Source organism: Bacillus sp. CH30_1T, from assembly GCF_008364765.1.
Classification (GTDB): Bacteria; Bacillota; Bacilli; order Bacillales; family Bacillaceae_B; genus Rossellomorea.
Genome location: NZ_VTUY01000001.1, coordinates 480,501 through 494,381, shown reverse-complemented (window position 1 = coordinate 494,381; position 13,881 = coordinate 480,501). Strand labels below are relative to the sequence as shown.

The following is a 13,881-nucleotide window of genomic DNA, read 5'->3' as shown; positions in this document are numbered from 1 at the left end:
CCGATTGGTCACAATAAATAAACCTTTTATTTTATAAGTATATTGACTTATGACTGCTTGGTCAGTTATATTAGATTGTGTTATGACTAGTTGGTCAGATAAAAGAGAGAAGGGACGAATAAAGAGTGAATAGTATTATTAATTTCGTACTCAAGAATAAGTTTGCCGTATGGTTAATGACCATCATCGTCATTATTGCAGGCTTATATTCAGGATTTAATATGAAACTCGAAACCTTACCAAACATTAATACACCGATTGTAAGTGTTACGACGGTGTATCCGGGAGCTACCCCTGAAGATGTAGCCGAAAAGGTTTCAGAACCAATTGAAAAACGTTTGAAGAATTTAAATGGAGTTAATGTTGTCAGCTCCACGTCTTATCAAAATGCTTCAGCCGTTCAGATAGAATACCAGTTCTCGAAAGATATGGACGAAGCTAAGACTGAAGTTGAGGATGCACTTTCAGATCTTTCATTTCCAGAAGGGGTGAATGAGCCGGAAGTATCAAGACTGAGCTTTAACGCTTTCCCGATCATCGCACTCAGTGTAGCAAATGATGACCAATCACTTGCTCAATTAACTTCGACTGTAGAAGAAACGATCGTACCACAACTTGAAGGGGTGGACGGGGTCGCATCTGTTCAAGCTTCAGGTCAACAAGTTCAAGAAGCACAAGTCGTTTTTGATCAAGAAAAGCTTGCTCAATACGGCTTAACCGAAGAAACGGTCCAAAATATGATCAAAGGTTCTGATGTGACAGCACCATTAGGACTTTACACGTTTAAAGATAGTCAGAAATCTGTGATGGTTGATGGAAACATTACAACGATTGATGATTTGAAAGAGATGAAGATTCCTGTGACACCTTCAACTGGTGGGTCTATGGAAGCTCCACAAGGGCAAACGCCTGGGGGGCAAGCTCCTCAAGCTCCGCCTGCCGGGATGAAGATCCCGACCGTACAACTATCAGACATTGCTGATATCGAGCTAAAAGGGAAAGCCGAATCGATTTCAAGAACTAATGGGAAGGAATCCATCGGACTTCAAGTGGTGAAAACAGCAGATGCCAATACGGTAGACGTTGTAAACGCGGTAAAAGAAGAAGTGAAAGCTTTTGAAAAAGAGCTGGATGGAGTTGAAATCATCTCTACTTTTGACCAAGGTGAACCGATTGAGGAATCAGTCAGCACCATGCTGAACAAAGCATTATTTGGTGCCATATTTGCGGTCATCATCATCCTGCTATTCTTGCGGGATATTAAATCGACGCTAATCTCCGTCGTATCGATTCCATTATCGTTGTTAATTGCGATTTTACTTTTAAAACAGATGGATATCACGTTAAATATTATGACTCTTGGAGCTATGACTGTAGCGATTGGACGTGTCATTGATGACTCCATCGTTGTAGTAGAGAACATTTACCGACGGATGTCCCTTAAAGGTGAGATGCTGAAAGGAAAAGAATTGATCCGGGAAGCAACGAAGGAAATGTTCGTTCCGATCGCGTCTTCCACGATTGTAACGATCGCTGTATTCCTTCCATTAGGATTGGTTCAAGGAATGATCGGGGAACTATTCCTTCCATTCGCCTTAACGATCGTGTTTGCCCTTTTGGCTTCACTTCTAGTGGCAGTAACGATTGTGCCGATGCTTGCTCACTCCATGTTTAAAAAAGGTGTCGGGAAGAAGCATGTGGAAAAGAAAAGCCGTTTAGCGATTTGGTACAAGGGCGTATTAAACTGGACGCTGAACCATAAAATCATCACGTCACTCCTGGCTATCGCGATGCTGGTCGGAAGCTTGTTCCTGGTTCCGCTCATCGGTGTGAGTTTCTTGCCATCAGATGAAGAAAAGATGATCATGGCAACGTATAAACCAGAGCCCGGTCAAACAGAAGAAGATGTAAATCAAATCGCTCAAGATGCAGAAGAGTATTTCCAAGGACGTAAAGGGGCTGAAACGATTCAGTACTCGGTTGGAGGAGAGAACCCAATGAGTCCGGGAAGCTCAAACAATGCAATATTCTATGTTCAATATAGCGACGATACAGAGAATTTCTCTGAAGAAAAAGAACAAGTCATTAAAAAACTTCAAGAAACAACAGATAAAGGGGAATGGGCTTCACAAGACTTCTCCGCTAGTGCCGGCAGCAATGAAATTGTCGTGTATGTGTACGGTGAAAACCTGAAAGAAATCGAACCTGTTGTGAACGATATTCAGGCTATGATGAAAGATAAAGATGATTTCAAAAAAGTGGGATCAAGTATCTCTGAATCGTACGATGAGTATTCGTTCATCGCAGATCAGGAAAAGCTGAGTGAGCTTGGCCTGACAGCCGGTCAAATCGCCATGGAACTTGGTCAGACACGTCAGCGTCCGGTCCTCACCACCATTGAAAAAGATGGAGAAGAGGTAAATGTCTATCTAGACGTTGAAAAAGAAGAATACGAAAGTATCAACGACTTGACGGATAAAACAATCCAATCACCAATGGGCATTGAAGTTCCGATTAAAGACGTCGTTGAAATTCAAGAAGGTAAGACATCCGATACTGTTTCAAGAAGGGACGGAAAAGTATTTGCTCAAGTGAGCGGAGAATTAAAATCGGATGATGTATCAAAAGCTTCGCAAGATATTCAAAAAGAAATCGAAGAACTCGATTTGCCAGCCGGTATCAATGTAGACATGGGTGGAGTAACAGAAGACATCCAGGAATCCTTCACACAATTAGGATTAGCGATGCTCGCAGCCATTGCCATTGTGTACTTGATCCTCGTGATCACGTTCGGCGGAGGTCTTGCGCCGTTTGCCATTCTGTTCTCGCTACCATTTACGATCATCGGGGCATTGGTTGGACTCTTGATCGCAGGAGAAACGATCAGTATTTCCTCCATGATTGGTGCTCTCATGCTGATTGGTATCGTTGTAACCAACGCAATCGTCCTGATTGACCGGGTGATTCATAAAGAAAACGAAGGTCTATCAACAAGGGAAGCGTTACTGGAAGCCGGTGCCACCCGACTTCGCCCGATCCTTATGACAGCTATTGCGACAATCGGGGCCCTATTCCCGTTGGCATTAGGTCTTGAAGGAAGCGGATTGATTTCGAAAGGACTTGGTGTAACTGTGATTGGCGGCCTGACAAGTTCTACACTATTAACACTTGTTGTTGTGCCGATCGTGTATGAAATCCTGATGAAAATCAAAGGGAAAATCGGTGGACGTAAGCGAAAGACAGTAAAAGGGTAAGTTGAGGAAAGCAGTCCTGTTGAGGGGCTGCTTTTTTCGTGATTTTTATTTAGAGGAAGGGGTATTTGTTGAAGAATGTTCACAATTTGGCGCAACAAACGACGAAAGTGCCGAAAGTTTGCCTGAGAGTCCCACAACAACCTCGTGACCATCCTCTCATTTTTATGTAAGTACTCCTTAGTAGGATTCAAAAGTTTAATGTTACCCCGATGATCTACACGCCACCACTTCACATATTCCCCGGACAACCATCATACAATAGACCATCTAAAACAAAGGCAGGGTACAAAACATATGAGTTTGTTTTTAAGAGGTACATTGGTGCTGGTGGTGACGGCTTTTTTAGGTGAGTGTTTGGAGTTTGTGATCAATATGATTTTGGCTCGAGAGCTTGGAGAGGCTGGTCTTGGCTCGTATATGTCGATTCTGCCGACTGTGTTTCTGATTGTCATTTTATCAAGTATGGAGCTGCCGATCAGTCTTTCGAAGTTCTTTGCCGAACGGGAAGAAAAGTATCATCGGGGCATGCTTCATTATGCTTTTCGATTTGCGGTCATCACGACGTGTATTCTTTTAATTCTCATGGTCCTCATATATGCCTGGACTCCTTTATTTGAAGGATACCACCCAGGGATTCGCTGGCTCATTTTGATTGTCATTCCCATTGTGGCGTTTACTTCGATTACGAGAGGCTATTTTATGGGAATCCAGCAGATGGGCAAAATTGCAGTAGCTAATTTTCTGCGTAAAGGAATTCAGCTATTTTTACTGGTTTCGATCTATAATTTTCTATCTTTTGGTATCAATGCGTCGATCTTCATAGCCCTTGGGACGCTGATTGCCAGTGAAGTGGTTGTCTTTGTTTATTTAATTCATGCTTACGTACTCGAGATTAGGGGTAATAGAAAGAAGAGCCATTCTACATTATCAACAATTGAAATGAGAAAGTCAGTATTATCTGTATCGATTCCGACGACTGTGCTGCGGATATTCCACGCTCTCACCCATGCGGTTCAGCCATTTTTGATCAAATGGGCCTTAGTTCTTTCAGGTATGGGGGCGCTGGAAGCGAATGAGCATTTCGGGATGCTGGCTGGAATTGCCCTTACCATCGGATTCTTCCCATCATTTATTGCCTTTTCGATGTTAATCGTGTTAATTCCGACTGTATCGGAAAAAGTGTCATCAAAGGACCTTGATGGAATCCTGATCCATCTTAAGCAGGTAATGTGGATTACATTAGGATATGGTATTCCTGCAGTATTCATATACTACTTGCTTGGAGACTATATTACAGAAACGTTCTTTCATTCTGTGGCATCGGCCTATTATTTGAAGCTGCTATGGCCGTATTTTCTTTTTCATTTCCTGGTGTTTCCACTCCAAGCCTTTTTGATCGGATTGGGATTGGTGAAGGATGCTCTCCTTCATACCGTATGGTCGAGTGTATTTTCTTTTACATTGATCTATTTGCTTGGATCCCGTTTTGGAATGGAAGGAGTCATTCTTGGCATGAACGCAGGAGCTGTCCTCATTACCATGCTTCATTACTTTACGATATGTAGAGAATTGGAAACGACTCTCTGGTTAAAATCAGCAATTAAAATGTAAACTATAAAAAACAGAGGTGCCCTTTTGAACCTCTTTGTTTTGCACAAAGAGGGACAAATCTTTTATTCTGGTAACATGTACATACTATCTACTGTTATGATGGCTGATTTCATAACCTTCAAAGGAGAAAGCTATGATCGATTCTATTTTATTCAACATCATGTTAGTCGGAGTACTCGGGATCGCTTCCCAATGGATTGCCTGGAGATTCAGGCTTCCTGCCATCGTCATCATGTCGATTGTTGGATTGCTGGTAGGACCTATATTTGGTCTCATTAATCCAAAGGACGATTTTGGTGAAGTATTCAAACCCATTATATCAATGGCGGTTGCCATCATTCTTTTTGAAGGAAGCTTAAATCTTAATTTTCGAGAGGTAAAGGGATTAGGCAAGCCTTTATTTAGAATTGTGACATTTGGAGCTCTACTCGCTTGGATCTTGGGTTCACTCGGCGCTCACTATGTGGCGGGTTTATCCTGGGCTGTTTCCTTTGTGATAGGTGGATTATTTATCGTTACGGGTCCAACCGTCATTCTACCGCTGCTCAGACAGGCAAAGCTTAAACCAAGACCGGCGGCTATCCTGAAATGGGAAGGGATAGTGGTTGATCCATTCGGTGCACTTCTCGCAGTATTTGCTTTTGAAATTATTAACTTTTTAATAAGCGATGACGTAACAGGATTAACCCTATTACTATTCTTTGCAGCTTCTTTATTTGCCGTTGTATTTGGATGGGCACTAGGGAAATTCACAGGTTTCATTTTTGAAAATGGACATGTACCGGAGTTCTTGAAATCACCTGTTGTATTTGCACTGGTTCTTGCCTGCTTCACAGTTTCAGATCAGATCACACATGAAACAGGACTATTAGCCGTCACAGCAATGGGGATGACCCTTGCAAACATGCATATCTCATCCATCGATGATATGCGTCACTTTAAAGAAAACATTTCGGTTCTGCTCATTTCTACCATTTTTGTTATGCTGACGGCATCCTTAACCGTAGACACGCTTTTACGAATCTTTAACTGGAACATCGTCGCATTCGTCCTGCTTATGCTCTTCATCGTCCGACCATTATCGATTTGGTTGTCTACAATAGGGACGGACCTCACTAATAAGGAGAAATTGCTTGTCGGTTGGATTGCCCCAAGGGGAATTGTCGCACTGACCGTCTCTAGTTATTTTGCTTCAGTACTATTAGAGAAAGGCTTTGAGGATGCGGCTATACTGACGTCCCTGACTTTTGCTCTTGTTTTCTCTACAGTATGTGCACATGGCTTCTCCATTAAATGGCTGGCGAAAAAATTGGACCTTGCCATTGATGAAAGACCGGGAGTTATGATTGTGGGAGGAAGTAAATTCAGTACTGAATTTGCCAAAACCCTTCAAGACCTGAAGATTCCGGTTTTAATTTCGGATTCATCCTGGCAGCGATTGTTTTCAGTCAGAAAAGCAGGGATCCCATTCTACCGTGGTGAAATCCTTTCCGAACAAACAGAATACTATCTGGATATGACGCCTTATGAGTACATGATTGCGGCTACGGAGCTTGATTCTTACAACGCTCTTGTCTGTACGACATTTGTTCCTGAGATCGGCCGTAATAACCTCTTCCAACTGAGCCTGCGAAGCCAGCGGGACGATGATCTTGAAGACATGGTTCATACGATTGGCGGACGGATCCTCTTCCAAAACCACGTGACATGGGAAGAGCTGAACAAACGTGTCGAACGGGGAGACGTATTTAGAAAAACGAATATTACTGAAAAGTACACCTTTGAATCTTATCTGCAGGAGCGGGATGAAAACACATTGTTGATGTTTGCTCTTAAATCTACAGGCAGAATCGAGTTCTTTACGGAAGGTGCTTCACCTAAGATTGAGCAGGGAGATGTGATTGTCAGTCTCACTCAGCCCTGTAAGGAAAAGAATAAGATTCAGGAGAAACTTACGGTACAACGTGAAAAAGAAATCATAAAAGCTCAAAATGAAACGAATCAAGAAAGCGCCGACTAAGTCGACGCTTTCTTTTTGCGGAATTTTACTTCTTTCCCTTATATTGTTCCCCCAGTAACTGTTTCACTTGATTATACGTCAGCCCTGAATGCTGATTGAGTCGTTTAACCTCATCAATATCCGTTCCGGAACGAGTGACGTTTCTCTTCTGCTGGTTCATACAACACACCCCCTATCACTTAATGTAAGTCATCGGAAGGCTTCCTATACCCGAGGGACGGACCTTCGTGTACATTATGAATGTCGTGTTCGCTTGTAGACCAGGTCAAAGATGAGGATGATAATGGCGAGTGCGTAGGCAGTATAGGAATAGGTTGAGTGTTCTGTCATGTTCTTTACTCCGATACCGACAAATGCCCAAACAAACACAAGCGGATAGAGCATGTCATGCTGCCCGATGCGGGACCAGAAAGCAAGTACCGTAACAACAAACAGTCCGAGATAAGCCCACACCATTTCCGAAATGCCGAATCCGTTCCAGCCGATGTCCGTCAAATAATACGTAATGTTCACAATCGTGGCAACCGAAATCCATCCTAAATATAGCGAAAAAGGGGCTATATCCAGGAGGGAGGGACCTGTACTCTTCACCCGTCTATAAAGGGCAATTAGAGTTAAAAGAAGTCCAATCATGATAAATACCGAAACGAGAAAGTAATTGTAGTGCCATACGAATATCCATGCTGAATTCAATAAGCAGCTCAGGATGAATAGTCCGCTTGTTTCCTTATAAAGGGGAAGATCTCTTCTGTCTTTAGGGAACTGGCGGATGATCCAAATAGCGAGCAGCAGATATATCAGGCTCCAGATGGAAAAGACATAATCCGCCGGAGTAATCATGATATCGAGCCTGTCACTGATTTCCCCCGTTGATTGATTATTTAAAGGCAAAGTAACAGCCAGCGTATTCATCACAATGACTAAAGCGAATGCTAAAATATTCAAGATCAGTTTCATTGATTATCCCCCCTGTAGTAGTGGTGTAATATACAATTCCACGCTTGTCATATTAAAAACCAAATGTAGAGAGTTAGGGATAAAGGATTAGTGAAAGATCAGGAAGGATTTAAGGAATTTATCGAGAATTAGAAATAGATAGGGACAATGAGAAAATTTATTAGGGGGACATTATGGACCGTACAAATCATACATATTCGGATGTTTGGGATTTAGATGTTTTTTTCCAAGGAGGAAGTGAATCACCGGAATTCAGAAAGCATCTCGATACTTTAGGAAAAAAGAAAAATGACTTTGCAGACAATGCACTGGCATTCCATCCGCCTCAATCGGCTAGTGATGCTGACCTGGTGTGGAAGCTTATTGAAGAAGCAAAAGAAGTGATGTTGTATCTGCGTCAGGCAGGTGCCTTCGTAAGCTGTCTGGAAGCTCAAAATATGAATGACAGGAAAGCAGATTCTCTTCGCGGAGAAGTGACGAGCCTAAGTGCCGACTTTTCTTCTACTTTTACAAAGTTTCAGCAGCAGCTTTCAGATTGTACAGAGGAAATCTGGAATGAGCTGCTTCAGCATGATCAACTGAGTGAGATCACGTTTGTCTTGAACGAGTGGAGACAAAAAGCGAAAGATAAACTTTCAAGTACAGAGGAGTCACTTATCCAGGCGTTAGCTGTCGACGGCTATCACGGCTGGGGCCAAATGTATGACACGATTGTAGGGGCCATGGAGATTGAGCACGATGGAAAAAAACTATCGGTCGGTCAGGCTAATAATCTCCTTTCAAGTCCGGATGAGCGCACACGTAAAGAGGTTTTTGAAAAATTAGAGAAAACCTGGGAACAAAATGAAGAACTCTTTGCACGGACACTTAATCACCTGGGCGGCTTTCGATTGAATGTCTATAAAAAGCGTGGCTGGGACGAATTGATGAAGGAACCTCTCGAATATAATCGTATGAAGCAAGAAACACTGGATGCCATGTGGGGCGCTATTTCAAAGAACAAGCAGCCTTTCGTTCAATACCTGGAAAGAAAAGCGAAACTAATCGGGAAAGACCGACGACTGGATTGGTATGATCTGGACGCACCCGTGGCAGAGTCGACGGGCACCATGTCATATGATGAGGGGGCAAAATTCATTCTGAAGCAGTTCTCCCGTTTTGGTGAAGAGATGGCCCAGTTTGCTGAAAAGGCTTTTGAGAACCAATGGATCGAAGCAGAGGACCGGTCAGGAAAACGTCCCGGTGGATTCTGCACATCCTTCCCGTTAAGTGATCAATCCCGCATTTTCATGACGTATTCAGGCTCTATGTCGAATGTCTCCACCCTTGCACACGAGTTAGGGCATGCGTTTCATTCCTACGCATTAAAACCGATGCACACATTGAATCGTAACTACGCCATGAACGTTGCCGAGACCGCATCCACTTTTGCCGAAATGATTGTCGCCGATGCTGCCGTAAAAGAAGCCGAGACGAAGGCAGATAAGATTGCCCTGGTGGAAGATAAACTGCAGAGGAGTGTCGCGTTCTTCATGAACATCCATGCCCGTTTCTTATTCGAGACACGTTTCTATGAAGAACGTAAGAAGGGGATTGTATCTGCTGATAAACTCAACGAACTGATGGTGGACGCTCAGAAGGAAGCATTCTCTGACTCCATTGGAGAGGTTCACCCGCGCTTCTGGGCATCGAAGCTTCATTTCTATATTACAGGAGTACCGTTCTATAACTTCCCGTACACCTTTGGATACTTGTTCTCGCTGAGTATTTACGCCAAAGCCCTGGAGTCAGATGAAAGCTATGAGGATAAATACATGGCGTTACTGCGTGACACAGCAGTCATGAATGTCGAAGAACTTGCGATGAAGCACCTCGGTGAAGACATCACCAAAGAAGCCTTCTGGGAAAAAGGTATCAAGCTATGCATTGCGGATGTGGAAGAATTTCTTGAGTTAACAGAATAATGCTTGTAGGGTCCGTTCCCATTTGGGGGACGGACCTTATTTTGAGTGGAACGATTGTTATGGGTTTATCGGCTGGTATTCAGGTTTATCGACCTTTATAAAGGTTGATAAACCGTCCTTTCATTTTTTTAACCGTATTTTCAATATATCGACTGTTCTTCAAAAAAACGACAAATTTCGCGGCCCCTCACCAAAACATCAATAAAACGACAAGTCCTACCTATCCTAAGCCTCAAGTCTGATACGAAAATAAAGCTCTGGCTCGTTATGGGAGATCCGGAAAATAGGTAGGATAGAGACATGAAGAAGAAAGGAGGCAACAACATATGAAGAAATTCGGATTGCTTTTAGCCGGAGGGATTGCAGCCATTGTCCTGCTTGCCAATTTGGGACCGATTGTAGGGCTCGCCATCTCTTTAGTGATCATGTATTACAGCTTTAAAGGGTTTGTGAAAACAGATTCCACAATGAAGAAAATTTTATGGGCACTGATCGGTCTTGCTGCATTTAGTGCTTCGATATCCAACTTCCCGGCGATCATCGGATTGGTTGCTCTATACGTTCTGTATGTGATCTACAAGAACTGGAAAAAAGAAGAAGTCATTATAGAAGAAAAATCATCGGATCCATTCACTAATTTTGAAAGAGAATGGTCACAATTAAAAAACTAAAGGAGAGATTACACTTGGCAAACTTATTTCAACGAATTAAAAATACAGTCATGTCCGACCTGCACGAAGCATTAGATAAAAAGGAAAAGAAAAATCCAATAGCCGTATTGAATCATTATTTAAGACAGTGTGAGCAGGAAGTAGAAAAAGTAAGTAAGCTTGTTGAAAGACAATATCTATTAAAAGAAGAATTCCAGAAAGAGTATCAGCAGGCTTCTGCTTTAGCCGACAAACGAAAATACCAGGCTGAGGTTGCATCGAAGGCAAATGAAGAAGGTCTGTATGAATTTGCCCTGCAGGAACAAAAATACTATGAGGAGCGTGCAGTCCGTATCCAGGAATCAAAGTTGAAAGCAACGAAAGAGCTTGAAGAGCTTGAGAGAAAATATGAAGAAATGAAGCACAAGCTGAAGGATATGTACATCAAGCGAATGGAGCTGATGGGAAGAGAGAATATCGCCCGTGCCCATAACAAGGTGAATTCTGTGCTTGAATCGTCTTCAGGTTATAACAACCAGGCGTTCTCTAAATTCGATGAAATTGAAACTTACTTAGATCATTTAGAGCATGGTGTGAATTCCTCTTATTATCGAAATACGATCGACGCGAAGATCGCTAAATTAGAAAAAGAAGTGAAAAAAGAGGAAACGGAAGCCATTCCTTCGTAAAACATGGTATTCTAATCTAAGAAAACGAATAGTAACGATAAAAAAGGGGGAGCCCAAATGGGTTCACCCCGTTTTATCATCAAATATAGTCCGGATAAATGATTTTTTAACCGGAATGAGGAAATATAATTTGGATTTCGGATTTATAATCTAGAATCAGAAAATATGATATAAATACATAACCAGAAAGGAGGAGCCCCCTTGTTCAATCGTTTACGCTCAGATGGGATCAGCTGGATCATTTTAATAGGAACCCTTTTAATACTGTTGGAAGTATCATTCTATGACGGGGGGGTTCTCGTCTTTCTCTCGATTGCGGCCTTCTGTATCTATATTGGAAGAAAGAAGCTTCCGAGTACTCTTGGAAAGATTCTGTTGTGGTTTGGGATTATCAGCTTAGCGGTCAATATCTTTAATACCGTAGCATTTAAATTTTTATTGTTTGCCATTCTTATATTTATCATTGTCCGTTTTGCTGATTCGAAGAAACATCCTAAATACATCACTCCGACGATTAAGGAAACGTTCACCCAAACCAAAGAACCGCTCGTCATGAAAAAGTCCGCTCTTCAAAACGAATGGTTCGGGCCGAAACGGACTCCGGAAGACGTATATGAATGGAATGATATCAACATCCAGGGTGTGATCGGAGACTCGGTCATTGATATTGGAAATACGGTTCTTCCTAAAGGGACGTCCGTCGTTTCGATTCGAAACATATTAGGCAATATTGAAATATTGATTCCGTATGATGTGGAAGTGAGTGTGCATCACTCGGTACTTGCCGGTTCAATTGAGGTTTTTGAAGAAGTGGAGCCGAAAGCGATCAATCAGTCCCTTTATTACCAAACTCCAGGATATGATACGGCTGTCCAGCGTGTGAAGATTGTCACCTCGATGTGGATCGGGGATTTAGAGGTGAAGAGAATATGAGCACAGTCAGTAAGCAGATTGTTGCAGGTATTCTTTTTTCCCTTGGGATGGTGATCTTTTTATCGCTGTCATATTTTTATTTGTATCCCTTGGAGGATTGGTCCCTCTTATGGGAAGTAGAGATTATGGATATACCGGGAGCAGGTTTTATCCTCGTTGTAAGTATTTTTATCGGAATTGTGTTCGGCATCCGGACAGGGTTGAGGGATAAACGGCAGTTAAGGGAGATTGAAGATGCCCTGATGAATGTGGAGCAGGGCCGCACGATCAACTTTCCGGAAACGGCAACCTCGGAAGTGCAGCAGGTTTGGAAAAAGGTCGATGCGTTAGGGAAGCATCTCACGGATCAAGCGCGATATTCCCAGAAACTTGCCAATGAAAAGGCAGAGGAGCAGGAAAAGAGAATCCAGGAAATCGTTTCCCAGGAGCGGAACCGTTTGGCGAGAGAATTACATGACTCGGTCAGTCAGCAACTATTTGCAGCATCCATGCTGATGTCAGCCATCACGGAAACACCCTCAACTGGTCGAACGCCTCATGAAGAAAAGCAGCTGGGCATGGTGGAGCAGATGATTCATCAGTCTCAGCTTGAAATGAGGGCTCTCCTCCTTCATCTTCGCCCCGTTGCGTTAAAAGGAAAGAATCTTCAAGAAGGAATGAAGGAGCTGTTGGTCGAATTGGCTCAGAAGGTACCCCTTGATATTGAGTGGAAAATAGAAGACATGAGTCTTGATAAAGGAATCGAAGATCATCTCTTCAGAATTCTGCAGGAGTCGGTGTCAAACACCCTGCGACATGCGAAGGCGACTTCCTTGGATATTCGATTGATAAAAAGAGAATCCATTATTATTTTACGGGTAGTGGATGATGGTCAGGGCTTTGATGCGAACGAATCGAAGGTCACAAGTTCCTATGGGCTTCAGAATATGAGGGAGCGGGCCATTGAAATCGGCGGTACGTTTAAAATCATCAGTGTACCAAATAAGGGAACACGTTTGGAAGTGAAGGTTCCCGTTGTGGAGAATGAAGGTGAAAAAAATGATTAAAGTGGTATTTGTCGACGATCATGAAATGGTAAGGATAGGGGTTTCTTCTTATCTATCTGCTCAGGCGGATATTGATGTCGTGGGGGAAGCGTCGGATGGGAAAGAAGGTGTCCATCTTGCCCTGGAGCTGAGGCCGGATATTATTCTCATGGATCTTGTGATGAAAGAAATGGATGGCATTCAGGCAACAAAGGAGATCATTCAAGAGTGGCCGGATGCAAAGATCATCATCGTCACCAGCTTCCTGGATGATGATAAGGTGTACCCGGCCCTGGAAGCCGGCGCGGTCAGTTATATGCTGAAAACATCGAAAGCGAGTGAAATTGCCGAAGCGGTACGTAAGACGTACAACGGCCAATCGATTCTCGAACCGGAAGTCACAGGGAAAATGATGACACGCATGAGACAAAAGACCGTTTCTCATCCCCATGAAGAGCTCACTAACCGCGAACTGGAAATCCTTCTCCTCATGACACAAGGGAAAACGAACCAGGAAATTGCCGATGAATTATTCATCGCCCTGAAAACAGTGAAAACCCATGTGAGCAACATCCTCTCTAAGCTCGGAGTCCAGGACCGGACCCAGGCTGTGATTTATGCTTTTAAACATGACTTAGCTAAATAAAAAGGAAAAAGTGACCCAAAAAGAAAACTTTTTGGGTCACTTTTTCGTATAGAAAGAAGAAAGCTAGCGGATTTCCTTCCCCAAAATGGCAAGCATGAGAATCCAAGCGTGAAATATACATCTAATAAGGCT

The 13,881-nt window shown here is 42.8% G+C and carries 11 protein-coding genes; 9 read left to right on the top strand and 2 right to left on the bottom strand.

From position 1 onward, the window contains the following. The first annotated feature begins 125 nt into the window (after positions 1 to 125). The 3 genes from F0342_RS02295 to F0342_RS02285 all read left to right on the top strand — a co-directional run bounded on the left by F0342_RS02295 (position 126) and on the right by F0342_RS02285 (position 6,885). The gene (locus F0342_RS02295; RefSeq protein ID WP_149154428.1) at positions 126 to 3,254 is read left to right on the top strand and encodes an efflux RND transporter permease subunit; all 3,129 of its coding nucleotides are present in this window, start codon (positions 126 to 128) and stop codon (positions 3,252 to 3,254) included. 294 nt (positions 3,255 to 3,548) lie between these two features. Further along, positions 3,549 to 4,865, top strand: coding sequence for an oligosaccharide flippase family protein (locus tag F0342_RS02290; RefSeq protein WP_149154427.1), 1,317 nt, complete (start codon positions 3,549 to 3,551; stop codon positions 4,863 to 4,865). Between the two features lie 133 nt (positions 4,866 to 4,998). After that, complete coding sequence (locus tag F0342_RS02285; protein WP_188048368.1) at positions 4,999 to 6,885, top strand: cation:proton antiporter; 1,887 nt, start codon at positions 4,999 to 5,001, stop codon at positions 6,883 to 6,885. A gap of 25 nt (positions 6,886 to 6,910) precedes the next feature. Here the strand turns inward: F0342_RS02285 and F0342_RS25260 are convergent, their stop codons facing one another. Both F0342_RS25260 and F0342_RS02280 read right to left on the bottom strand, forming a co-directional pair. Beyond that, a complete protein-coding gene (locus F0342_RS25260) occupies positions 6,911 to 7,045 on the bottom strand; it encodes a hypothetical protein (RefSeq protein ID WP_262481601.1) in 135 nt (44 codons plus the stop codon). Between the two features lie 74 nt (positions 7,046 to 7,119). Next, a complete protein-coding gene (locus F0342_RS02280) occupies positions 7,120 to 7,842 on the bottom strand; it encodes a TspO/MBR family protein (protein WP_149154426.1) in 723 nt (240 codons plus the stop codon). 173 nt (positions 7,843 to 8,015) lie between these two features. Between F0342_RS02280 and F0342_RS02275 the strand changes: the two genes are divergently transcribed. The 6 genes from F0342_RS02275 to F0342_RS02250 all read left to right on the top strand — a co-directional run bounded on the left by F0342_RS02275 (position 8,016) and on the right by F0342_RS02250 (position 13,749). After that, a complete protein-coding gene (locus tag F0342_RS02275; protein WP_149154425.1) occupies positions 8,016 to 9,806 on the top strand; it encodes a M3 family oligoendopeptidase in 1,791 nt (596 codons plus the stop codon). Positions 9,807 to 10,132: 326 nt separating this feature from the next. Beyond that, positions 10,133 to 10,477, top strand: a complete 345-nt coding sequence (locus F0342_RS02270; protein ID WP_148967341.1) for a lmo0954 family membrane protein — start codon at positions 10,133 to 10,135, stop codon at positions 10,475 to 10,477. 14 nt (positions 10,478 to 10,491) lie between these two features. Then, positions 10,492 to 11,145, top strand: a complete 654-nt coding sequence (locus F0342_RS02265) for a PspA/IM30 family protein (RefSeq protein WP_149154424.1) — start codon at positions 10,492 to 10,494, stop codon at positions 11,143 to 11,145. 201 nt (positions 11,146 to 11,346) lie between these two features. After that, a complete protein-coding gene (gene liaF, locus F0342_RS02260; protein ID WP_149154423.1) occupies positions 11,347 to 12,078 on the top strand; it encodes a cell wall-active antibiotics response protein LiaF in 732 nt (243 codons plus the stop codon). Then, on the top strand, positions 12,075 to 13,124 hold the full coding sequence (locus F0342_RS02255; protein WP_149154422.1) for a sensor histidine kinase: 1,050 nt from the start codon (positions 12,075 to 12,077) through the stop codon (positions 13,122 to 13,124). Before liaF ends, F0342_RS02255 begins: the two co-directional genes overlap by 4 nt. Beyond that, complete coding sequence (locus tag F0342_RS02250; protein ID WP_149154602.1) at positions 13,117 to 13,749, top strand: response regulator transcription factor; 633 nt, start codon at positions 13,117 to 13,119, stop codon at positions 13,747 to 13,749. The genes F0342_RS02255 and F0342_RS02250 overlap by 8 nt, the downstream gene beginning before the upstream one ends. Positions 13,750 to 13,881: the final 132 nt, after the last annotated feature.

What these genes read in the sequence shown, in the direction of transcription:
- F0342_RS02255 (WP_149154422.1), top strand. Translation starts at nt 12,075, where the DNA reads ATGAGCACAGTCAGTAAGCAGATTGTTGCAGGTATTCTTTTTTCCCTT.
- F0342_RS02275 (WP_149154425.1), top strand. Translation starts at nt 8,016, where the DNA reads ATGGACCGTACAAATCATACATATTCGGATGTTTGGGATTTAGATGTT.
- F0342_RS02290 (WP_149154427.1), top strand. Translation starts at nt 3,549, where the DNA reads ATGAGTTTGTTTTTAAGAGGTACATTGGTGCTGGTGGTGACGGCTTTT.
- F0342_RS25260 (WP_262481601.1), bottom strand. Translation starts at nt 7,045, where the DNA reads ATGAACCAGCAGAAGAGAAACGTCACTCGTTCCGGAACGGATATTGAT.
- F0342_RS02285 (WP_188048368.1), top strand. Translation starts at nt 4,999, where the DNA reads ATGATCGATTCTATTTTATTCAACATCATGTTAGTCGGAGTACTCGGG.
- F0342_RS02280 (WP_149154426.1), bottom strand. Translation starts at nt 7,842, where the DNA reads ATGAAACTGATCTTGAATATTTTAGCATTCGCTTTAGTCATTGTGATG.
- F0342_RS02250 (WP_149154602.1), top strand. Translation starts at nt 13,117, where the DNA reads ATGATTAAAGTGGTATTTGTCGACGATCATGAAATGGTAAGGATAGGG.
- F0342_RS02270 (WP_148967341.1), top strand. Translation starts at nt 10,133, where the DNA reads ATGAAGAAATTCGGATTGCTTTTAGCCGGAGGGATTGCAGCCATTGTC.